This window comes from Salinigranum salinum (assembly GCF_009176545.1).
GTDB lineage: Archaea > Halobacteriota > Halobacteria > Halobacteriales > Haloferacaceae > Salinigranum > Salinigranum salinum.
In genome coordinates, this window is record NZ_VTOJ01000001.1 from 448,536 (window position 1) to 467,887 (window position 19,352).

Sequence of the window (19,352 nt, forward strand, 5' to 3'; positions counted from 1 at the left end):
GGAACCGTTCGACCGGCTCGGCCCGCTGGCGCGTTCCGGCTTCGCCCCTGGACGACCGATCTCGTGTCGCACCTACCGCTCCTCGACGTGGCGCACCTCGACGGCGATTCCCCGCGTCGAACCGCGCATCTCCGGGCCCGACATCTCCGCCCGCCCCGCGGCGAACGCCTTCGGTCCCTCCACCACGACCTCGTCGCCGACCCGTATCTCCTCGTCGGCGTCGACGACGCCCGGTGCGAGCACCGAGCCGTGCGGGACGAAGCCGTCGATCTCGACGACCTTCGTCGGCGCGTCGCTCTCCCGCCACCGCCGCGCCCCCGCGAGCGTGAACGCGAGCACGCCGTACTGCGGCACCATCGTCGCCAGCTGTTCGCCGTCGGTGTCGCGGACCTGGAGCTTGGGGTAGCGGGCCGTCGTCTGGATCGTCCCCGGCTCGAACAGCTCGTCGCCCGCGCCGTCACCGAACTGGTAGTCGGCGATGGCGCGGACGGTGTTGTGTTCTCGCGTCCGTTTTCGGTAGCTCATCTCCCCGTCGAGCGCGTCGCGGAGGTTCGACAGCGACGCCGTGGTGGTCGGATGGTCGACGACCGTGTACGCGAAGTCGAGATCGAGCGCCGCCTCCACGCGCTCGCAGACGTCGCGGTAGCCCTCCTCCGGGACGTGGGCGACGATCTTGGGATAGTCGTTCCGCTCGAGGTACCGCTCCAGCACCCGGGCGACGAACCCGATCTCGTCCTCGCTCCACCGCCCCGTGACGACCGAGTCGTACTGCTGGGCGGGGTAGGTCAGTTCGAGCTCCTGCGGGACGACGCCGATGGGCGACGTCATCGAGACGAGGTGGGCGCGGAAGCCGATGGCGTCGTGGAACTGCGCGTGCGACTGCGACTCGCTGTACGGTTTCCGGGCCGAACACGGCACCAGTACCAGCGGGCGGTCGAAGCGGTTTCGGTACCTGGTGGTGACGCGCTCGGCGAACCGCTGGATCTCGACCCGGCGGAGGGTGTCCTCGGTCGCCGACAGGAGCTCGGCGTCGCGGATCACGGGCGTGCGCTCTTCGAGGAACGCGTACTGCTGGTCCAGGGTTCGAAAGACGGCCGTACACCACGCCTCGTGGCGAGCCTGTCCCTCGACGTAGTCGCGGAGGCGACCGTCGCGGATCCGCCGCCGCACCCGGGCGAGTTCGGCGGCGAGCGCGTTGACGTTGTGCGTCGCACAGTCCGCGCGGGAGAAGCCGTCGCGGTCTCCCTGACACGCCGGGCAGGCACAGGGGAGTTCGTCGAGGTCCTCGAGGAAGTACTCGCCGTCGGTCGTGAGGTACCGCCCCTGTCGGCCCTTCACGCGGGCGCGCTTGCCGTCGACCAGGTCCACGCCCGCGTAGACGAGCGTGGCGACGTTCGCGGGTGTGACGACCCCGGCGAGGTAGAGGGCGGTGTCGGCGGGCGTCGACTCACGGACGTTCCTGATCGCATCGACGAACGCCGCGGCGTGCCCCACGACGCCGGTCGCGTCCGCGAGGACGTACGCGTCGGCTCCGACGTCGGTCGCGGTGGTGGCCGTCACGACGGCGGCGCTCGGGAAGCCGACGTCGGGGTAGTCGACTGCGAACGATGTCTGGACCTCCTCGCGAGTACCGGCGGGGAACGCCCGGTGGGGGAGCACCGTGAGCGCGTCCTCGCTTCCCTCGGGCGTCGGACGCGCGGCGCTCCAGAGACTCCCGGCGTCCTCGACGACGTCGTCGGCGAGGGCGGGCGTCGTGACTGGGGAGGAGAGGCGGAGTTCGCCGATGCGCGCGGCCCCGTCGCGCGCGTGGACCTCGAAGTAGTCGGTCATAGTCGCCGTCCGCCGTGGAGAGAGAACTATCTTGCCTTCTGTTCGCCCGGCCGCCCCGTCGCCGGTGGAGCCTTGCGTTCCGGGGACGTAGACGGGATCGGAGGTTCCGAGATTCCGAGATGATGCCACCCCTGCTCCGCCGTTGCCCCGAGTGCGGCCACGTCGGGCTCGCTCGCCGCTTTTCGGGTGTCGACGGAGAGTACGTCGCCTGCCCCGTCTGCGGCTTCCGGTTCGAGCCGGTCGACAAGCCGTGGCTCGCCTGAGCGTCGTGCGGCTACGTATGGTGCCGTTCGGACGAGAACGAAGTGTCGGGCGCGTTGCTACCGCCTCGAAAGCCCCCGCCGTCTCGGCTCCCGGGACTCGCTGCGCTCCTCGGCCTCCGGCCTGCGGTGCTTGCGTCGTCCGGGTTCGCCGAGACGGCGGCCCCTTCCAGTCCCACCCGAACTCCGTCGGGGCGGCGGTCGTCGTCTCCCCGGACCCGACCTCGCGGCCCCCGGCGTTTTTGCGTCCTCCCACCGAACACCGAACATGAACCTCACCGGGGCCTGGGACCGTGCCGGGGTCGACGACTTCCTGACGACGGCGATTCCGGTTCGGCTCTCGTGTCGCACCCCCGCGGGGCACCTCTGGATGCTCTCGCTGTGGTTCCTCTGGGAGGACGGCTCGCTGTGGTGTGCGACCGGTGCCGACGCCGACGTCGTGCGCTACCTCCGCGCCGACGACGAGGTGGCGTTCGAGGTGTCGACGAACGACCCCCCCTACCGCGGGGTGCGCGGGCGGGGCCACGCGACGATCGAACCCGACGACGAGAAGACGATGCTCCGCCGCCTCCTCACGCGCTACCTCGGCGGAACCGACTCCCCACTTGCGGAGCGCCTGCTCGACCCCGCCCGCGACGAGGTCCGGATCCAGGTCGACCCCGTGCGCCTCCACAGCTGGGACTACTCGAGGCGGATGAGCGACGCCTGAGACCGGGGACGAAACGCGGCACGACGCGACACGACGCGACACGACGCGACACGACGCGACACGATTCGGAGCACGACCGCACGATTCGGCTCACGGCGTGCCGTCGGCTCGGGTCACTGCTCGAGGCGGTTCCGGCGCGTCACCGACTCCGGAAGGAGTGCCAGCGCCGTCTCGGCCCAGTCGTCGTGGGCGAGTGTGAACTCCCCGTCGGGGTTCGCCTCGACGAGGCGCGCGACGCCGCGGGCGGCCATCTCCTGTGCCGACCTGTCCACCCGCTCGGGCGTCTCGGCAGTGAACGGGTAGGCGTCCGACAGTTCTCTGGGGAACGGGCCGAAGGGGGGGAGGACCCGCCAGACGTGGTCGTACGCGTCGGAGCCACCCTTCCCCTCGGTGAGGAGCACGCTCCCCTCGACGGGGAGCCGGTCCAGCCGGTCGTGGTGCCTGACGACTTCGGGCCGGCGGGCGCTCTCACTGGAGAGCGAGAAGAACGCGTCCTTCGAGACGTGGTCCGCTCGCTCCAGCTGGTCGGCGTGGTCCAGGAGAGTGCGGTAGCCGTCGACCATCGCCGGGTGGCCGCGGGCGCGCGCATCGACGAGTTCGAGGAGGTTGCCCCGTCTGATGGCCTGTTTCACCCGCCGGAGTTCGCCGTAGGAGACGTGGAGGTTGTGCTCGGCCAGGAGCCGCTCGCGCTTGGCGTCGTCGGTTTCACGCAGTTCCCCGGGTGCGTGGCTCGTACAGACCGGACACTCACACGGGAAGTAGTCCAGATCCGCGAGGTGTTCCGTGCCGCGGACGGTGAGGTAGCGGTCGTCGCGCGCGTACAGCGCGTACGCGGCGGAGTCGAACAGGTCACACCCCATCGCCGCCACGAGCGCGAACATCATCGGGTGGCCCGCTCCGAAGAGGTGGACCGGTGCGTCGGCCCCGAGCCCGCGCTTGGCGGCGGCGACGACGTCGATCATCTCGGCGTATCTGTACGCGTTCATCAGCGGGACGACCGCCCCGATCGGAAAGACGTCGAGATCGGTCCCGTACGCCGTCCGGGCCGCCCGCTCGCGGAGGTCGGAGTACGTCGACCCCTGGACGGGTGCGTTGAGGAGCATCTCGCCCGTGTCGACCGCCTCGGCGTCGGTGAGCGCCTTCTCGGTCGTGGCCAGGTCGCGCTCTGCCTGCTCGCGCGAGACGTCCGGCGGCGTCGGGATGTCGACGGGGGTGCCGACGTCCGAGCCGATGTCGCGCTGGAACGCGACGATTTCGGGGGTGGTGACGTCGATCTCGCCGTACTCGGCGAGCTGGAACGACCCCGAGTCGGTGACGATCGCGCCCGAGAAGTCGAGCATCGCGTGGAGGCCCTCGTCGAGGGCGCGCTCGCGGAGGGCAGGGGTGGAGCGGATGATGTACGAGTTGGTGATGAGCACCTGCGCGCCGAACTCCCGTTCGAGACGAGCGGGGGAGACCGTCTCGATGTTGGGGTTGATGACCGGCATGAGCGCCGGCGTCTCGACCGTGACGCCCGCCCTCGGGATCTCAAGCTCGCCGATCCGACCGGCGGCGTCGACGTGTCGGAGCTCGAAGTGGTCGCGCATCTGGTCTCTATGTCGGGTCCGACGGTGGTGGGCGTAAGGGTTGTGTTTAGCCGATTCCGTGGTGGCCGTGACGGGGCTGTCGAACACGGACCGTGCCCGTCCCGACGCCCGCGCGTCGGGTGTCGAACGTCCTGTCGGAGCGTCGTACGGCGGTGTTCTGGTCTCCCTTCGTGTGCAGTCCGACACCCGCCGTCGTGGGTCGTGACGGTCTGTCCGCTCTCGTTCTCGTCTCCTCTCGTTGCCGTCGTTCCGGCTCGTCGTCGATCTGGCTGGGTGACTGTGGAGCCAGCTGACGACTGTGGTGTCGACGGCTGACCGCGGTGCCGGTGGCCGCCCGACGTGTCCGCCGGCTGCTGTCCCCGCGGGAACCGGTGCGCAGCGCGTGGCCTCACCCTCCCCACCCGTTCGCTCGTTTCACTCGCTCACGTTCGCGCGCCGACCGCCGTCGTCGTGGCACCGCCCCCCCGCCGGTGTCGGACCGTCTGCGCGAGGGCCGAGGGTCGAGGCGTGAAAGAACGACCACGGGGGACCAGGCATCGTACTCGACCGAGAGGGTGTGGCGACGCCCCGCGTTCGGCCCGTGACGACGCCACGCGACGCTTCCTCACGTCGGCGGCTGCATTCCTCCGAAGCGGATCGCGACGTACAGCAGAGTGAAGAGCGTCGCGTTGTACGCGCCGTGGACGAGAGAGGGAACGACGAGGTTCTCCGTGTACTCGTACACCGCGCCGAACACCAGACTCGGGAAGAAGAGGATGACGATGGAGACGAGTCGGGCCCCCGTCCCGCCGGAGAGTGCGACGAAGTGGACGGCGGCGAAGATGGCGCTGGCGATGGCGATGCCGGGGACCGGCGAGAACGTCTCGCGCAGGCGGTTCTGGACGACCCCGCGGAAGAGCAGTTCCTCGCCGGGACCGATGATGAGGAACGACGCCGGGATCAGGAGCAAGAGAACCTCGGGGTTCTCCGCGCCGAGTTCGGCGGCCTGGTTCGAGCCGGCCTGCACCCCCGACAGGGAGACGGCGATCGCGCCGGAGATGGCGACGCCGATGGCGACGACGTAGGCGACGACCACCGCGCCGACGTCCTGGATCGAGGGGACGCGCACGCCGAGGTACGACGTCGGGAGGCCGCGGTAGCGCAGGTAGCCGAGCGCGACACCCCCGAAAGCGACGCCCTGCAACAGGACGAGCGAGGCGACGACGAACCCCAGTGGCGTGATCTGGATGCCGCTGGCCTGGACCGCGGTCAGCGACCCGAGCACGAGCCCGGTTCCGGTGGCGATTCCGAGGACTGCCACGACGACCGCGACGACGACGGAACGCAGCGGGGACGAGGACGACGGCGTCCGTTCGAGGGGCGCGGACATACCCCCAGTCGGGACCCCGGGGACAAAACGAAAACGGTTGCGGGTGGCCGCCGACCCGAGTGCGAAACAGTCATCAGGGCGAACTCGAATGCGCAGACGAGACGGACAGTCGTATGTCACGTCCGGTTCCCGCCCGCCGTCCGCCTCTCGCTCTCTCCGGTAGCCACGCCCGACTCCGCCACGGGGAATCGCTCGTCGGCGACGTCGGACCGGACGGTGTCGGCAGTGATGCCCGTGTCGGTGTCGGCCGTCACATCGGACGCCCATCACAGGGGGTCGCGATGCCGTGACCGGAACGTCGTCCCCCTTCGCAGTCGTTGCGTGTCTGCTCGTCGTCCTCGCCGGTGTCGGCGGCGTCGTCGGTGGTGCGAGCGACACGAGCGGCGGCCAGCCCGCGCGCGAGAACACGACGACGGTGACTGCGACGCCGACGCCGACGCCGACCGCCGGACCGACCGCGACGCCGACGGCAACCGCGACAGCGACTCCGGATTCGAAGCCGACACCGACGCCAACTCCGACATCGACACCAACGCCAACACCGACACCAGCGCCAACACCGACACCAGCGCCAACACCGACACCAGCGCCAACACCGACACCGACACCGACGCCAACGCCGACAGCCAGTCCCTCCCCGAAGCCCACCCCGTCGCCGACACCGGAGGCGACCCCGACCGGGACGCCATCGCCGACGGCGACTCCATCCGCCACACCATCGCCGACGCCGACACGCACGCCGACTGCCACGCCGACATCCACCCCGTCTTCCGGGACGACCGTCTCCGCGGACGGCGTCGTCACCACGGACGGGGAGGTTTCGCTCGCTCGCAACCGGACGAACGTCGACGCGCCGGGGCTCGCCATCCGCGGGGCGACCGTCACCGTCGACGGCGACGGGCGGCGGGTCAGGGGGTCGTGGACGGCCGTCGGGACGGGTGTCGTGGCGACGAACGGCTCGGTGGAGACGCTCGCCGTCCGGCGGCTCACGCTCGAGCAGTGGGCGACGGGGGTCGCGGTCGCGGACGCGGCCACGGTACGGCTGTCGGACAGCGACGTCGGCGCGACGGACCGGGGGCTGGTCACCCGGAACGTCTCGACCGCGACAGTCGTGGACACGCGGCTGGTCGGGGCGACCGCGGGGAGGTTCCACGGGGCCGACACGATCCGCCTCCGGAACGTCACGACCGGACGGCGGGGCGGACGGCTCGTGTTCGACCGGGGGAGCCGTGTCGAGGCGTCGAACGTCACCCTCGACGGACGGACACCGATCGGCTTCGCCGGGCGGAACGTCACTGTCGAGGGACGGACCGACCTCCCGCCGCTCCCCGCGGATCGGACGCGCGTCGGGCCGGCGGTGCGAGTGCGGTCCGCCGGCGAGAACGCCAGCCTGACCGTCACCCTCCCGACCGACACTCCGCCGGAGACGCCCGCCTCGACCGTCTCCGTCTGGCGGTACGACGGCAACTGGTCGGCGGTGCCGACGATCCGGACCGACGGGGACGAGGTCCGGGCGACGCTCCCGACGAACGCCACGTCGTCGACCGTCACGGTCCTCGGGACGGCCGACCCACGGCTCGTGACACCCCCGACGAAGGAGCCGATCACAGCCGCCGTCGGCAACGCGACGACGGTCCGCGTCGGCGTCCGCAACGTCGGCACCGAACCGTTCGCGGTCGCGAACGTCTCCGTCAAGGGTACGAACGCGAGCGCTTTCTCGGTCGTCGCCGACCCGCAGTCGCCCGGGAACGCGACGCGGGAGCCGAAAGGGAACGCGACACGGGAGCCGAAAGGGAACGCGACCAGCACGGCGACCGCCTCCCCCGGGGCAGCCACCACCGAAGAACCGGCCGAGACGACCGGAACGGCTGGAGCGAACGGGACAGCCGAGACGACCGGAACGGCCGACGCGACCGGACCGACCGAGACGGCATCGCCGACGGAGGGCGTCTCGGCCGCGTCGGTCGCCCCGGCGCCGACCTCCTCGAACGGGACGACGATTCCCCCGGGTTCGTCGCACGTCGTCAGCGTCACGTTCGATCCCGACTCGCCCGGACCCAAGCGTGCGAGGCTGGCGTTCGAGCGGGTCGAGACCGACGAGTGGGTCACCGTTCCGCTCGTCGGACGGGCGGCGAACGGGAGCGACCGGGACGGGTCGAACCACGGGAGTGTCGCCGACGTGGACGACGACGATTCGGACGCACCCGAGACCGACTGCGAAATCGACGACGGCGATCGTATCATCGAGCAGGAGAACGGTCGGCGTCTGTTCGACGACGGCGGCAACATCCGCTGCGTACTGAACCCCCGGCGGACGTCCGACCCGCGCTCGCCGACGTATCCGAAGGAGGGCGTGGTCGATTCGCCGTCGCCGTCGCCGTCGCCGTCGCCGTCACCGTCGCCGACGATGCCGACGACGACGTCCACGAACGGGAGCGAGACACCCTCGCCCACGACGGCGACGACGACCGCCGGAACGATCACGATCGGTCGCCCCGGGACCGGACCACCCCCCGACGGTAGTCCGGACGACGAACCTTCCGATGAACCGGTTCCGACACGGCTGACCGCCTCCGCGACAGCGCCGACCACGGACGGTCAGTCGGTCACAACGGGGAGGAAAACGGCTCCGACGACCGGTGGCTCCTCTATCACTACCCCGGGGTTCGGCGTCTTCACCGTCGTCGTCGCGTTCGCGGGCGTTGGGTTGGCGCTGCGCCGCCTGCGTCGGTGAGGGTCGGCCCGTCCTGGTTGTCGCTCGCCACTCGTCGCTCAGTTCCCGCGCAGTTCGTATCCGAACACGCCCAGGAGCGTCCGCCCGTCGCGGATCCGTCCGCCGAGCGCGTCGCCGAGGAGTGTCTCGTACGGCGTGGTCGAGACGCGGATGCTCTCGTTGAAGTCCAGTTCCTGTTCGCCGGTCGGCGTGCAGTCGCGAGCGACGAAGTAGTGGTGGACGGCGTTGGCGACGCCGTTGATCGGTTCGGCGCTGAACAGCGGCTCCACCGCCCCAGCCTCGTACCCCGTCTCCTCGGTGAGTTCTCGTCGCGCTGCGGCCGCGAGGTCGCCATCTTCGTCCTCGGTGGTGCCGGCGGGGAGTCCGCGACTCACCCGGCCGACCGCCTGTCGCCACTCCTCGATGACGACGACCTCGTCCGCGTTCCCGGTCGCGTCGCCTTCGATTCCGTCCTCTTCGGCCGCGGTTCTCTCGGCGAAGGGGAGGACGACCACCGCGGGCGGTTCGTCGACGTAGTGGTAGTCGGACTCGGTGCCGTCGGGGAGACGGACGTCGTCGCGGCGGACGTCGAAGCCGGGGCAGGAGTAGTCGATCGCCGACCCCAGCAACTCCCACGCGAGGTCGTCGGTGTCGTCCGTCTGGTCCATGTCCACACCGGGGCGCGACCGAGCAAAGGGCTGTTCATCTACGGGTGGCCGTCACACGGGGACCGGATCGCCCCGGACGGTCGACTTCCTCCTTCCACCGTCGGAGTCAGCCTGTCCGCCTCGCCACGACGAGTTCGCGGAGATAGACACCGCCGCCGGCGAGGCCGAGGACGACGGCGAGGAGCGTCGTGCCGACGTGGAGCTCCGACACCCAGAACGGGATCGGGAGGCTGGTCCGGACGAGCTGGAGCACGAACGACAGCACCGGGACCTCCCTCGCCTCGGACGTGTCGCCGGGGGAGCCGTACAGCGTCGCGCCGACGGTCTCCCCGGCGGGCAGACGCTCGGCTTCGTAGGGGATGAGCGGCGTCCGGTAGCTCCACACCGTCTCGCCGGACTCGTTCACCTCGACGATCCGCTGGTTCGCGGAGTCGGTGACGAGCGTGTTCCCGTTGGCGAGGCGGTCGGCGTCGCGGGGCCACGAGAAGGCGACGCCCTCGGCCCGGGTGAGTACCCACGCCTCCTCCCACCCCCCGTCGTCGGTCCGGTGGAGTTCGACGATCCGGTTGTTCTCCGAGTCGGCCACCAGGACCGCGCCGTCGCCGAGCCACTGGGGGTTGTGTTGGTGGTCCAGCAGGTCGGGGTCGCCGCAGCGGACGTCGCCGTCGCCGTCGGTGTCGGCGAGCTGGTCGAACTGCGTGCAGTCGCTGTCGTCGGAGGCGTCGGTGTCCTCGTTGATCACCTCGACGACGCCCGCCCCGCGTTCGATCACGAGGAGCTGGTTCGCGTTCCTGACGGAGACGAGGAAACGGTCCTCGCCGAGGTAGTCGACGTCGTTGATGTGGAGCCAGTCGACCCTCGTGGGGTCGTCGGGCGCGTCGTAGAAGCCGCTCGCGCGCCACTCCCAGGTCGTCTCGCCGTTCTCGTCGATCGTGTAGATCCGCTCGGCGTCCATGTCCGTGAGCACCAGCTCGCCCGAGGGGAGGGGCTCGACGTCGTGGACCTCGCTGTTCTTGCGGGTCCGGACGGGGAACGAGTGCTCGGAGACGACCTCGGGGTCGTCACCGGCGGGGTCGATGACGCGGTAGCCCGTGCGAGTGCAGGGCGACTCGTAGGGGCCACAGTCGGTGTAGCCGGAGTGCATGAACCCCGCGAGGACGCGATCGTCGTCGGTCATGGTGACGTCGAAGTACGAGTCCGCCGATCCCTCCTGCCACACCATCTCGGAGCCCGAGAGCAGGTAGACGCTCCCGTCCGCGTGGAGGCCCGTCCCGCCGCCCTGGGAGCCGACGAGCGTCTGTCGTGGTCCTTCGGTCTCGTCCCCGGTGTCGGCCGCGCCGATCGTCGGCGCGGTGACGGCGCTGACGGCGAACGGAACCACGAGGACGACCAGTGCCGCGAGGAGGAGGCGGTTCGCAGTCCGAGTCGAGCGGCTCATCTCGTACGACGCCGTCGCCGTATCCGGTTGTAAGCCTTCTCATCCCGGCCGACGGTCCCGCCGTGAGCCGTCTCCCAGTCGGACGTTCCAGATCATTCCCGATCCGGTCAGTTCGGGCCACTCCCTGATCCGGTTCGTCCGGATCACTCCCCGATCCGGTCAGTTCGGGCCGACGCTCGATCACCCTCGTCCGAATCGACGTGGGCCCGCACTCGAACACGTTTCAACTTGTGATAATCGGGCACCAACAGTATTGTGGGTGGTGAGTGTAGCGGTCGCATGGACGCGAGTCAGGACGACGAGAACCTCCTGCTGCGGTGGTACCGACAGTACATCGGGCCGCCGGAGGCGGAACGAACCGTGTACGGGGGGTTCGGGCTCTTCTTCGGCGGGATCGGGCTGGCACTCATCGGGATCGTGGTCTTCCTCGGGAGCGCCACGGTTCCGCCCGACGACCTCTTCCGGTACACGCTGCGCGAGATCGCCGGTGTCGCTGGCGCCGTCGGTCTCCCGGCGCTCCTCCTCGGTGCCACGGTACTCCTGCCGGTCGACCGACGCGCGGTGTACGCCGCCGCGGTCGGCGCGGTGGTCTGTCTGATCGGCGTCGGCCTCTTCTCGGCGGCGTACCCCTTCGTCTGGAACGTCACCGGCTCCGACCGGAGCGCGCAGGTGGTCGCCGTCTACGCCGTCGGCATCGTCACCGTCATCGGGGCGACCGGCGCCGCACTGGTCGGCCACCACATCGACCGCGCCTCGACGACCGAGCGGATCGTCGAACGCGAGGTCGTCTCGGGCGGTGCCGACGGCGAGACCGTGACGGACGAACAGGTCCGCCGGGACATCGACAGGGAGATGGCCGACTCGGACCTATCGTGGGGGGGCGTCTCGAAGATGAAGACGAAGCGGCTCCAGCTCAACACCGCCGACTTCGACGACATCGAGTCGAACGTCGCGGACGTCGAGGCGAAGACCGTCCGCAGCGAGGGCAAGAACGTCGACGACGCCGTCAGCGCGATGCAGGGAATGCGTGGCGGCGAGACGAAACAAGAGCGCAGCACACAGACCACCGACGACCAGACCGCCGCGCTCCAGGCGCTCAGGGAGAAACAGGCCGCCGGGGAGTTCACGACCGACGACGACGGCGTCGTCGACCGTCTGCGGAACATCTTCTCCTGAACGCGATCGGCACCGTGCCGCTACGCCTTCGACCGTCCCCGAGACGTTCCTCGACGGTGGACTACCATCCGACACACGGTGATTCGACGGTGACCTCCTTTATGACTACCTTTTATGCCCGTTATACACGGTACATGTGCTAGTGTTTTCATCACTGATACTCGGGCAGAACGATTTATCACCGATAATCGAATCGGTTGGAGCATGGCAAAGGGCCTCGACGTCGGCACGATGAACATCATCTCGGGTCAGCAGGACGACTCCGAGACCGTCTTCGTTCAGCAGCGGAACTCCTTCGTGGAGATCGAGTACAGTGACATGGCGGATCAGATGCTCTCGCGGAGCGACGTGCTCCACATCCGCAAGGGCGACCAGGTGTACGTCGTCGGTGACGACGCACTGAACTTCGCGAACATCTTCAACCGCGAGACGCGACGACCGATGAGCCAGGGCATCCTCTCGTCGGACGAGTCGTCGGCGATCCCGATGATCAAGCTCATCACCGAACAGGTCGTCGGCGAGCCGTCGCGGCCGGGAGAGCGGCTGTTCTTCTCGTCGCCCGCGGACCCCATCGACTCGAAGCTCAACACGCTGTACCACGAGAAGACGCTCGAGTCGATGCTCGGCGACATCGGCTACGACCCCGAACCGATCAACGAGGGGATGGCGGTCATCTACTCGGAACTCGCGGATCACAACTTCACCGGCCTCGGCGTCTCGTTCGGCGCGGGCATGACGAACGTCTGCCTGGCGTACTACGCGGTGCCCGTCATGAAGTTCTCCATCGCCCGCGGCGGCGACTGGATCGACGAACAGGCGGCCAACGCGACCGGCACGCCCGTCGACAAGGTCACGTCGATCAAGGAGGACGGCTTCGAGCTGGACTTCACGACCGACGTCGGCGGCGTCGAGGGCGCCCTCGCGATCTACTACGAGAACCTGCTGGACTACGTCATCCAGAACATCACGCGGGAGGTCGACGAGGAGGACGTCGAGGAGGGACTCGACGTCCCCGTCGTCGTCACCGGCGGCACCTCGTCCCCGGATGGGTTCGAGAAGCTGTTCGAGGACCACCTCGACGACGCACCGATCCCGTTCTCGATCAGCGACGTCCGGACGCCCGCGGAGCCGCTCTACAGCGTCGCCCGCGGCTCGCTCGTCGCCGCACGCTCCGAGGAAGAACAGGAACAGGAAGCGGTCGTCGCCGAAGACTGAGCGACGGTTCCCGATCGATTCTTTTCCCGTGTCCACGCGCCAGCCCCGAGCCGAGCGGCCGCGCTACGCCGATCCGTCGGAGCCGTCGCTCGCTCCTCCGGTCTCCGACGGCGGTTCCTCGTAGAACCGCCGGAGCGCGTCCGCCCACGATTCGGCACGCAGCCGCGAGGAACTGTCGGCTCGTTCACTCGAGTACACCGGGATCGTCAGCGTCTCGTCCCCGTCCGTCGTCCCGTAGAACCGTCGGAGCGCGTCCGACCACGACTCGACGCGTTCTCGTTTCCCCCGGTGTTCGGCCTCGATCCCGACGTGTCCGCACTCTTCACAGACGGGCGCCTCCCGGTCGCCGAGACGGTACGTCACGAGCGGCGATCCACATTCGGGGCAGTCCATGCCACCCGTTGGACGCACGACCACATATACTGTCGGCCCCGGTGTCCCGATCGCATCCGCGCCGTCGTCCCGCACCGTCCGACGGTCGACCGGCCGTCACTCCTCAAGGAACTGGAGCGCCTGTCGGAGGTGGTACCGAACTTCGGGATCTTCGGTCTCTCTGAGCGCGCGCTCGACGTGGCTGCCGATCGTGTCGGCCCGTCCGTTCGATTCGGCCGTCATCTCGCCGTAACGTTATGAGTGCAGTAACATAACGATGGCTGTCGGCACGGCCACCTGCCAAACGACTATGGTGTGTGTTTTCGTACCACGAATATGTCCGTCGCACGACACGGCACGGGGGTCGCTCCGGTCCTGGCCGCGCTGTCCTCACAGGTTCACCCCGTCTTCATGCTGCCGCCGCTGGCCGCCTCGGCGTTTGGGGCGGTGCTCGCCCAGCGCGTCACGAGCACCCTCGTCGCGGTCCACCTGTTCGTCGTCTTCTGTGCGCTGTACACGGCCCACGTGAAAGACGGCTACGTCGACTTTCACCGGCGGGGCGAGGACGACGACCATCCGCTCACCGCGCGCGGCTGTCGCCTCGCGCTCGGTCTCGCGACGGCCGGATTCGCCGTCGGCACGGTCGCGCTCGGCGTCCTCGTCGACGGCGTCGCGGCGCTGCTCTGTCTCCCCGGATGGCTCGTCGGCTATCTCCACGCGCCACAGCTCGACACCAATCCGGTGACGGCGACCGTCGGCTACCCGCTCGGGATCGGCTTCGCGCTCCTCGGCGGCCACTACGTCCAGGCGGAGACGTTCTCGGTGACCGTCATCGCGTTCGCCGCCGTCTTCGTCGTCATCCTCGCCGGCATCAAGATCGTCGACGACGCGACCGACTACGCGTACGACCGGACCATCGACAAGCGCACCGTCGCGGTCGTCCTCGGCCGGCGTCGTGCGCGTCGGACGGCGTACGGGGTGATGGCCGTCGGTCTCGCGGGCGTCGTCGCCCTCGTGGCCGGCGGCGTCTTTCCCCCGTCGTCGGTCGGTGCGGTCGTGGCGTTCGGCGTGATCGCTGCCGTCGCGCGCCGGACCGGCGAGGACGACCGCCTCGCCACGATGCTCCTGATCAGGGCGTCGTACGTCTTCCTGGCACTGCTCGTGATCGCCGTCTGGTTCCGCCCCCTCTCGTGATCCCGCTCATGATACCGCCCGTGACTGCGCTCTCGGGGACGATCCCGATCGCCGTGCCCGACATCGGCGTCCTCGGCCCGTACACGTATCTGGCGACCGAACTCCTCTGGGGAACCGTCGCACTCGTGTTGCTCTGGTACGCCGACGCGTTCCGCGCGGCCGCCCGGACGACGCTCGTCCTCTACCCCTTCGCGTACCTGTGGGACTGGTACACCCTGGAGGTCGGCGTGTTCGCCATCCCGCTCCGCACGGGTGTCGATCTGCTGGGTATCCCGATCGAGGAGCACCTGTTCATGCTCGTGGTGCCGGCGATGGTCGTCGGCACCCACGAGTCGCTCCGGCGGCTGGCTGGAGACGACGGCGAGGAGCCGTCGTGACGACGTGACCGGGACCGCGACCCAGTGGTCGGGCGTGCGAGCTTTCGGTCCGTACCGACAGCCCGGACGGTGATGCTTTCCTTCCACGGATCGCTACCTGTCGTATGGACCGGACAGCCGCAGTCAGGACCGTCGCTCGTGCCGAGCGGTTCGTCGACCCGCTCTCGCGCGTCGGCCTCGGCGTCGTCATCCTCCTCGCCGGCCTCCACAAACTGGTCGCGCCCGAGGCGTGGGCGGTGTACGTCGTTCCCCCGCTCGACCGCCTGCTCCCGATGACGCCCGTGGCGTTCATGCTGCTCAACGGGGTGCTGGAACCGCCGGTCGCCCTCGCGCTCCTCGTGGACCGATACACGACCGTCGCCGCCGCGTTCGTGACTGTCTCGCTGGTCGCAACCGTCTGCTACCTCGCGGTCGCCGCCGTGCTCACCGGCGGCGCGTTCGTCGACGTGCTCGTCCGGGACGTCGGTCTCGTCGCGCTCGCCGCGAGCGTCACGATCCGGGCGGCGGGGGTCGACGGGGAGTGATCCGCGTCTCCACGACCGACCCGCGACTCCCGGCGGAACCACACGGATTACAGTACGCCTGAACCTGCACGAAACTCAGCTCTCCGGACTTTCGCTGTCGTCCATCATGGACGAGACGATGAGTCGCTTGATTCCGCGCCGAAGGAGACCACTGGCTGCAGGTTGAGAGATATCCAGCTCGGCGGCGACCTCGCTGAGGGTCGCGTTCCGTGGTTCCTCGAAGTATCCCGCTTCGAACGCGACGAGGAGCGCTTCTCGTTGGCTCTCGGTCAGGCCAGCGTCCGTCTCTCCCAGACTAGCGTACTCGTTCACGCGCAGTAACTCGATCTCGATGTCGTTCTGTTCTGCGTAGTCCCAGAGATGAACCAGATCCGCTCGCTCGGACATCCACACCGTTATGATCCACGTGTCTCCTTCGTTTTCCATATCGAGTATAACACCGTTCGCGGTCGAAATGACTGGAGAGAGGATCTTCGCTTCGTCCGTATACTCGAAGCTGTAGATCGCCTTCCCGTCTCCAGTCTCGGTCACTCGTTCGAATTCGCCGATCGTGTGGTCGGTTCGTAACCCGCCTTCGAACCGGCGGAAGTCGGACGACTCTATATGGTAGAAGAACTTCCCCGATGTCGGATCGGTTCCTGCCTCTGACACCGACCTGACCCTCGAACTCCGGTCGTGAGCGACCGTCTTCGTGAGCACTATATCGGGATGCTCGATTCGGACGACCGCTTTGATATCGGCCATTGTGCTGTCGTGGCGTCGGTTTCAGTGTGTCAGATCTACGACCAACTGTCCGTGAGATGCGTTCTGAGAGTCTCCACTGTACTGCTTGCCTTCGGATGTAGCGGTGGCCGTGTGGTAGCTTAACTGGGTCGGTTGGAGACGATTTCTGGACGGGAAGAGACTGTCCAGATACGTACTGCTCCGGTGCGCCGCGCCCGGAAGCTCCGACCAGGGAGTAAGACGTTCTACCTCAGAGTAGACCGATTCGACGGGTTCGTTTGCAGCTATCTCGGCGTCTCGACGCCGTGGCTGAACAGCGCCGCCCAGAGGCGCTTCAACCGGCTGGCTGCGAACGACGGGTTGGCCGCGGCGGGGTGGTAGAACTTCGATTCGGTCGCGCTGACTCGGTCGTTGGCACGGGTTCGTGGCATACACACGAAGAGAGGGACCGTGACCCCATTGGCGTCTTGCTTAACGGTATAATCCATTTATATCGTGTCCCGAAGCGTTCGGATCCCTGCCGTCTTCCGCACGCCGCTCGGGGGGACGCAATGAGAGCAACGATGTGGGGGGACGCAATGAGAGCGACGATGTGGGGGGACGCGATGAGAGACACGGGACGGCTCTCGTCGCGGGGAACGTCGCGAGAGATCTCTGATGCCGATCCGTCCTCGTTCCGCGCCGGTGTCTCACTGTAGTCGCGTTCGAAGAGGATCCGCTCACACGCCCGCCGAGACGTGCTGTGGACCCGCTGGGACGGTCAGAACGACGCAACCGGACACGGAGGGTTTCGAACCCTCCTCTCGCCTCCGACGGGCCGCTCTGTTCTCGCTATCCTCTACAGCCACCGTACTACTGAGTTACCGCGCAGCGACCGCCTGCTGAACGCACCCGCCGAATCCAGCAGACCAGTGGCGTCGGATGATCCGAGTTTCGAGCGACCGGACTGACGGAGCCACGGGCTCGGGTGGCGGTGGTCGTCGAAAAAAATCGGTGAGTCGGTCGGTCGAACCTGCTCAGTCGTCGGCGGGCGTGCCGGCACCGCTGCCGGAGGAGACGCCGGTGCCGGGACCGACGTCGATGCCGAGGTCGTCGAGTTTCTCGTCGGGCACGACGCCGTCGACCCAGCCGCGGTGGGCGTAGTACTCCTCTTTCATCTCCTCGAGTTCACAGAACTCGCCCTCGCTCGCGCCCTGGCCGGCGATCCCCTCGTCGCCCGGCAGGAAGCGGGCGGGCAGGGAGTCGTCGGCGCCGTCGAAGCCGGCGAGGTTGTTGAAGTAGCGCTCGAGGTTGTAGACGCGCTCGCCGGCCTCCATCAGCTCGTCCTCGGTGACGTCGAGGCCGGTCATGCCGTTGTACTGCAGGACGTACTCCTCGATGCCCTCGGCGAAGGCGTTGAACTTGCAGATGTCGAACGAGTCGGAGATGGCGTGGAGGTCCTGGAACGTCGCGGTCAGCTCACCCTTGCCCTCCCACTCGTAGGGGTCGACCTTCTCGGGAATCCCGAGGATCTCGGCGGCGGGCGTGTAGCCGCGCAGGTGGCAGGCGCCCCGGTTGGACGTGGCGTAGGCGATGCCCATGCCCTTCATGCAGCGGGGGTCGTACGCCGGGATGGTCTCGTTCTTGACGTCGAGCCGGCAGTCGTGGGCGTCGAACTCGTCGGCGGCACCGGCGGCACCCTCCGCGAGCGCGTCGGCCAGCGGGCCGTCACGGTCGCCGATACGCCGGAGCATCGAGATCATCTCGTCGGCGTCGCCCCAGTCGATGCCCTCGCCGATCTCGTCGAGGTAGCCCTTCTCGGTCATCTCCATGCCCATCGCGAGCATGTTCCCCGCCTCGATCGTGTCGATACCGACGTCGTTGCAGACGTCGATCATGATCGCGATCTTGTCGCGGTCGTCGTTGGCGGAGTTCGTCCCCAGCGCCCAGGCGGACTCGTACTCGAACGACTCCATCCGGACGTTCATCTCCTCGCCCTTGACCGTCGCAGTCACCTCGACCTCCTTCTTGCAGGCCACCGGGCAGGAGTGACACGTCGGCTCGTCGACGAGGATGTTCTCGCGGACGTTCTCCCCACTGATCTTCTCGGCGTCGAGATCCGTCCCCTCCGCGTCGTTCATCGAGTGCGAGGAGGTGTACCGGCCGTTCTTCGTCGGGTGGCCGTCCATCTCCTCCGTGATGTTCATGAGGACGTTCGTCCCGTACACCGAGAGGCCGCCCTCGTTCGGGGCGGTGACGTCGGACTCTCGGATCGCCGACATCGCCTGCTGGAACCCCTTCTTGAACGTCTCGGGGTCTTTGGGTTTGGGCATCTTGGTGCCGGACTTGACGACGACCGCCTTGAGATTCTTCGAGCCCATGACACAGCCGGTGCCACCGCGGCCCGAGGCGCGGTCGTCCTCGTTGACGATACAGGCGTACTTCACCTCGTTCTCGCCGCCCTGCCCGATCGTCATGATCGAGAGGTTCTTGCCGTAGTCGCCCTCGATCTCGTCGTTGATGATCTCCCTCGTCTCGTGGACGCCCTTGCCCCAGACGTGGGAGGCGTCGCGGAGTTCGACCTCCCCATCCTCGACGTAGGCGTAGACGGGGCTGTCGGCTTTCCCCTCGAAGAGGAGGCCGTCGAAGCCCGACCACTTGAGCCGAGCCCCCGACCAGCCGCCGTGGTGGGAGTCCGTCACGGTGCCCGTCAGCGGCGACTTCGTGCAGACGGCGATCCGTCCGCTCATCGTCACTTGCGTGCCCGTGAGCGGCCCGTTCATGAACGCCAGCAGGTTCTCCGGACTCATCGGGTCGACGTCCGGCCCCTGGTCGAAGACGTACTTGACGCCCAGCCCACGCGCCCCGATGTACTTCTTCGCGTCCTCGTCGTCGATACTCTCGTAGTTCACGTCGCCCGACGACAGGTCGACGCGAGCCACACGGTCCTGAAAGCCACCCAGTTCTGTCATAATTTAATGTCCATCATTATGTTAGAACGCAGTTCGGTTATGTGTTACCGATGGCACGTAATTGAATCTGGTTACGCGCTGGTCGTCGACTCGCATCTCCATGCATCACTCCCGTCCCAGTTCGATACGTGATCGCTCGACCGGCGTCCCCGGACACCCGCGCGGACGGCCCGGTACGGGTCGGTGCGGGAGGGACGCGTCGGTCCGTCGTTCGAAGTGTTTGCGTCTGCCGGCTCGGTCCCCGTGT

General features: G+C 68.2%; 19 protein-coding genes. 8 read left to right on the forward strand and 11 right to left on the reverse strand.

Annotated features, from left to right (window positions below; all coding sequences use genetic code 11):
• Positions 1-72: 72 nt before the first annotated feature.
• Positions 73-1,830, reverse strand: coding sequence for an archaeosine synthase subunit alpha (gene arcS / locus FZP69_RS02145; RefSeq protein WP_152039746.1), 1,758 nt, complete (start codon positions 1,828-1,830; stop codon positions 73-75).
• Positions 1,831-1,949: 119 nt separating this feature from the next.
• Between arcS and FZP69_RS22285 the strand changes: the two genes are divergently transcribed.
• Both FZP69_RS22285 and FZP69_RS02150 read left to right on the forward strand, forming a co-directional pair.
• Positions 1,950-2,093, forward strand: coding sequence for a hypothetical protein (locus tag FZP69_RS22285; protein ID WP_192918428.1), 144 nt, complete (start codon positions 1,950-1,952; stop codon positions 2,091-2,093).
• Between the two features lie 265 nt (positions 2,094-2,358).
• A complete protein-coding gene (locus FZP69_RS02150; protein ID WP_152039747.1) occupies positions 2,359-2,799 on the forward strand; it encodes a pyridoxamine 5'-phosphate oxidase family protein in 441 nt (146 codons plus the stop codon).
• 113 nt (positions 2,800-2,912) lie between these two features.
• On the opposite strand, the gene tgtA is transcribed toward FZP69_RS02150, so the two are convergent.
• The 3 genes from tgtA to FZP69_RS22290 form a co-directional block, all read right to left on the reverse strand.
• On the reverse strand, positions 2,913-4,385 hold the full coding sequence (gene tgtA, locus FZP69_RS02155) for a tRNA guanosine(15) transglycosylase TgtA (protein WP_152039748.1): 1,473 nt from the start codon (positions 4,383-4,385) through the stop codon (positions 2,913-2,915).
• A 604-nt stretch (positions 4,386-4,989) separates the two neighbouring features.
• A complete protein-coding gene (locus tag FZP69_RS02160; RefSeq protein WP_152039749.1) occupies positions 4,990-5,754 on the reverse strand; it encodes a CPBP family intramembrane glutamic endopeptidase in 765 nt (254 codons plus the stop codon).
• 116 nt (positions 5,755-5,870) lie between these two features.
• Positions 5,871-6,008, reverse strand: a complete 138-nt coding sequence (locus tag FZP69_RS22290) for a hypothetical protein (protein ID WP_192918429.1) — start codon at positions 6,006-6,008, stop codon at positions 5,871-5,873.
• A 32-nt stretch (positions 6,009-6,040) separates the two neighbouring features.
• Between FZP69_RS22290 and FZP69_RS22295 the strand changes: the two genes are divergently transcribed.
• Positions 6,041-8,488 carry a hypothetical protein gene (locus FZP69_RS22295; RefSeq protein ID WP_192918430.1) on the forward strand — a complete coding sequence of 816 codons (2,448 nt, stop codon included), beginning with the start codon at positions 6,041-6,043 and terminating at the stop codon, positions 8,486-8,488.
• Positions 8,489-8,526: 38 nt separating this feature from the next.
• On the opposite strand, the gene FZP69_RS02170 is transcribed toward FZP69_RS22295, so the two are convergent.
• Positions 8,527-9,135: an NUDIX hydrolase gene (locus tag FZP69_RS02170; RefSeq protein WP_152039750.1), complete on the reverse strand. Its 609-nt coding sequence runs from the start codon at positions 9,133-9,135 to the stop codon at positions 8,527-8,529.
• Between the two features lie 106 nt (positions 9,136-9,241).
• Positions 9,242-10,573 carry an aryl-sulfate sulfotransferase gene (locus tag FZP69_RS02175; RefSeq protein ID WP_152039751.1) on the reverse strand — a complete coding sequence of 444 codons (1,332 nt, stop codon included), beginning with the start codon at positions 10,571-10,573 and terminating at the stop codon, positions 9,242-9,244.
• Positions 10,574-10,852: 279 nt separating this feature from the next.
• Here FZP69_RS02175 and FZP69_RS02180 point away from each other — a divergent pair, with 279 nt between their 5' ends.
• Together FZP69_RS02180 and FZP69_RS02185 are read left to right on the forward strand one after the other, a co-directional pair.
• A complete protein-coding gene (locus tag FZP69_RS02180; RefSeq protein ID WP_152039752.1) occupies positions 10,853-11,749 on the forward strand; it encodes a DUF7139 domain-containing protein in 897 nt (298 codons plus the stop codon).
• A 204-nt stretch (positions 11,750-11,953) separates the two neighbouring features.
• Positions 11,954-12,964, forward strand: coding sequence for a hypothetical protein (locus tag FZP69_RS02185; protein WP_152039753.1), 1,011 nt, complete (start codon positions 11,954-11,956; stop codon positions 12,962-12,964).
• A gap of 63 nt (positions 12,965-13,027) precedes the next feature.
• On the opposite strand, the gene FZP69_RS02190 is transcribed toward FZP69_RS02185, so the two are convergent.
• Entirely contained in the window at positions 13,028-13,357 is a 330-nt protein-coding gene (locus FZP69_RS02190; protein WP_152039754.1) for a TFIIB-type zinc ribbon-containing protein, read from the reverse strand.
• Between the two features lie 96 nt (positions 13,358-13,453).
• On the reverse strand, positions 13,454-13,579 hold the full coding sequence (locus tag FZP69_RS23185) for a hypothetical protein (protein ID WP_275689333.1): 126 nt from the start codon (positions 13,577-13,579) through the stop codon (positions 13,454-13,456).
• Between the two features lie 93 nt (positions 13,580-13,672).
• On the opposite strand from FZP69_RS23185, the gene FZP69_RS02195 reads away from it, so the two are divergent.
• From FZP69_RS02195 to FZP69_RS02205, 3 genes are all read left to right on the forward strand, one after another.
• Entirely contained in the window at positions 13,673-14,530 is an 858-nt protein-coding gene (locus FZP69_RS02195; protein ID WP_152039755.1) for a UbiA family prenyltransferase, read from the forward strand.
• Positions 14,531-14,550: 20 nt separating this feature from the next.
• Entirely contained in the window at positions 14,551-14,907 is a 357-nt protein-coding gene (locus FZP69_RS23325; RefSeq protein ID WP_321168759.1) for a lycopene cyclase domain-containing protein, read from the forward strand.
• Between the two features lie 104 nt (positions 14,908-15,011).
• Positions 15,012-15,431 (forward strand): DoxX family membrane protein, encoded by a 420-nt coding sequence (locus tag FZP69_RS02205; protein WP_152039757.1) that lies wholly within the window; start codon positions 15,012-15,014, stop codon positions 15,429-15,431.
• Positions 15,432-15,506: 75 nt separating this feature from the next.
• On the opposite strand, the gene FZP69_RS02210 is transcribed toward FZP69_RS02205, so the two are convergent.
• The 3 genes from FZP69_RS02210 to FZP69_RS02215 form a co-directional block, all read right to left on the reverse strand.
• The gene (locus FZP69_RS02210) at positions 15,507-16,175 is read right to left on the reverse strand and encodes a helix-turn-helix domain-containing protein (protein WP_152039758.1); all 669 of its coding nucleotides are present in this window, start codon (positions 16,173-16,175) and stop codon (positions 15,507-15,509) included.
• A gap of 263 nt (positions 16,176-16,438) precedes the next feature.
• Entirely contained in the window at positions 16,439-16,585 is a 147-nt protein-coding gene (locus tag FZP69_RS22300) for a hypothetical protein (RefSeq protein WP_192918431.1), read from the reverse strand.
• A 585-nt stretch (positions 16,586-17,170) separates the two neighbouring features.
• Positions 17,171-19,105 (reverse strand): aldehyde ferredoxin oxidoreductase family protein, encoded by a 1,935-nt coding sequence (locus FZP69_RS02215; RefSeq protein WP_152039759.1) that lies wholly within the window; start codon positions 19,103-19,105, stop codon positions 17,171-17,173.
• Positions 19,106-19,352 lie beyond the last annotated feature (247 nt).

Excerpts from the sequence above, each read along its gene's own strand:
- FZP69_RS02185 (WP_152039753.1), top strand. The coding sequence starts at position 11,954 with ATGGCAAAGGGCCTCGACGTCGGCACGATGAACATCATCTCGGGTCAG.
- FZP69_RS02170 (WP_152039750.1), bottom strand. The coding sequence starts at position 9,135 with ATGGACCAGACGGACGACACCGACGACCTCGCGTGGGAGTTGCTGGGG.
- FZP69_RS02190 (WP_152039754.1), bottom strand. The coding sequence starts at position 13,357 with ATGGACTGCCCCGAATGTGGATCGCCGCTCGTGACGTACCGTCTCGGC.
- FZP69_RS22285 (WP_192918428.1), top strand. The coding sequence starts at position 1,950 with ATGATGCCACCCCTGCTCCGCCGTTGCCCCGAGTGCGGCCACGTCGGG.
- FZP69_RS02205 (WP_152039757.1), top strand. The coding sequence starts at position 15,012 with ATGGACCGGACAGCCGCAGTCAGGACCGTCGCTCGTGCCGAGCGGTTC.
- arcS (WP_152039746.1), bottom strand. The coding sequence starts at position 1,830 with ATGACCGACTACTTCGAGGTCCACGCGCGCGACGGGGCCGCGCGCATC.
- FZP69_RS23185 (WP_275689333.1), bottom strand. The coding sequence starts at position 13,579 with ATGACGGCCGAATCGAACGGACGGGCCGACACGATCGGCAGCCACGTC.
- FZP69_RS02150 (WP_152039747.1), top strand. The coding sequence starts at position 2,359 with ATGAACCTCACCGGGGCCTGGGACCGTGCCGGGGTCGACGACTTCCTG.
- FZP69_RS02160 (WP_152039749.1), bottom strand. The coding sequence starts at position 5,754 with ATGTCCGCGCCCCTCGAACGGACGCCGTCGTCCTCGTCCCCGCTGCGT.
- tgtA (WP_152039748.1), bottom strand. The coding sequence starts at position 4,385 with ATGCGCGACCACTTCGAGCTCCGACACGTCGACGCCGCCGGTCGGATC.
- FZP69_RS02210 (WP_152039758.1), bottom strand. The coding sequence starts at position 16,175 with ATGGCCGATATCAAAGCGGTCGTCCGAATCGAGCATCCCGATATAGTG.
- FZP69_RS02215 (WP_152039759.1), bottom strand. The coding sequence starts at position 19,105 with ATGACAGAACTGGGTGGCTTTCAGGACCGTGTGGCTCGCGTCGACCTG.
- FZP69_RS02180 (WP_152039752.1), top strand. The coding sequence starts at position 10,853 with ATGGACGCGAGTCAGGACGACGAGAACCTCCTGCTGCGGTGGTACCGA.
- FZP69_RS22300 (WP_192918431.1), bottom strand. The coding sequence starts at position 16,585 with ATGCCACGAACCCGTGCCAACGACCGAGTCAGCGCGACCGAATCGAAG.
- FZP69_RS02195 (WP_152039755.1), top strand. The coding sequence starts at position 13,673 with ATGTCCGTCGCACGACACGGCACGGGGGTCGCTCCGGTCCTGGCCGCG.
- FZP69_RS02175 (WP_152039751.1), bottom strand. The coding sequence starts at position 10,573 with ATGAGCCGCTCGACTCGGACTGCGAACCGCCTCCTCCTCGCGGCACTG.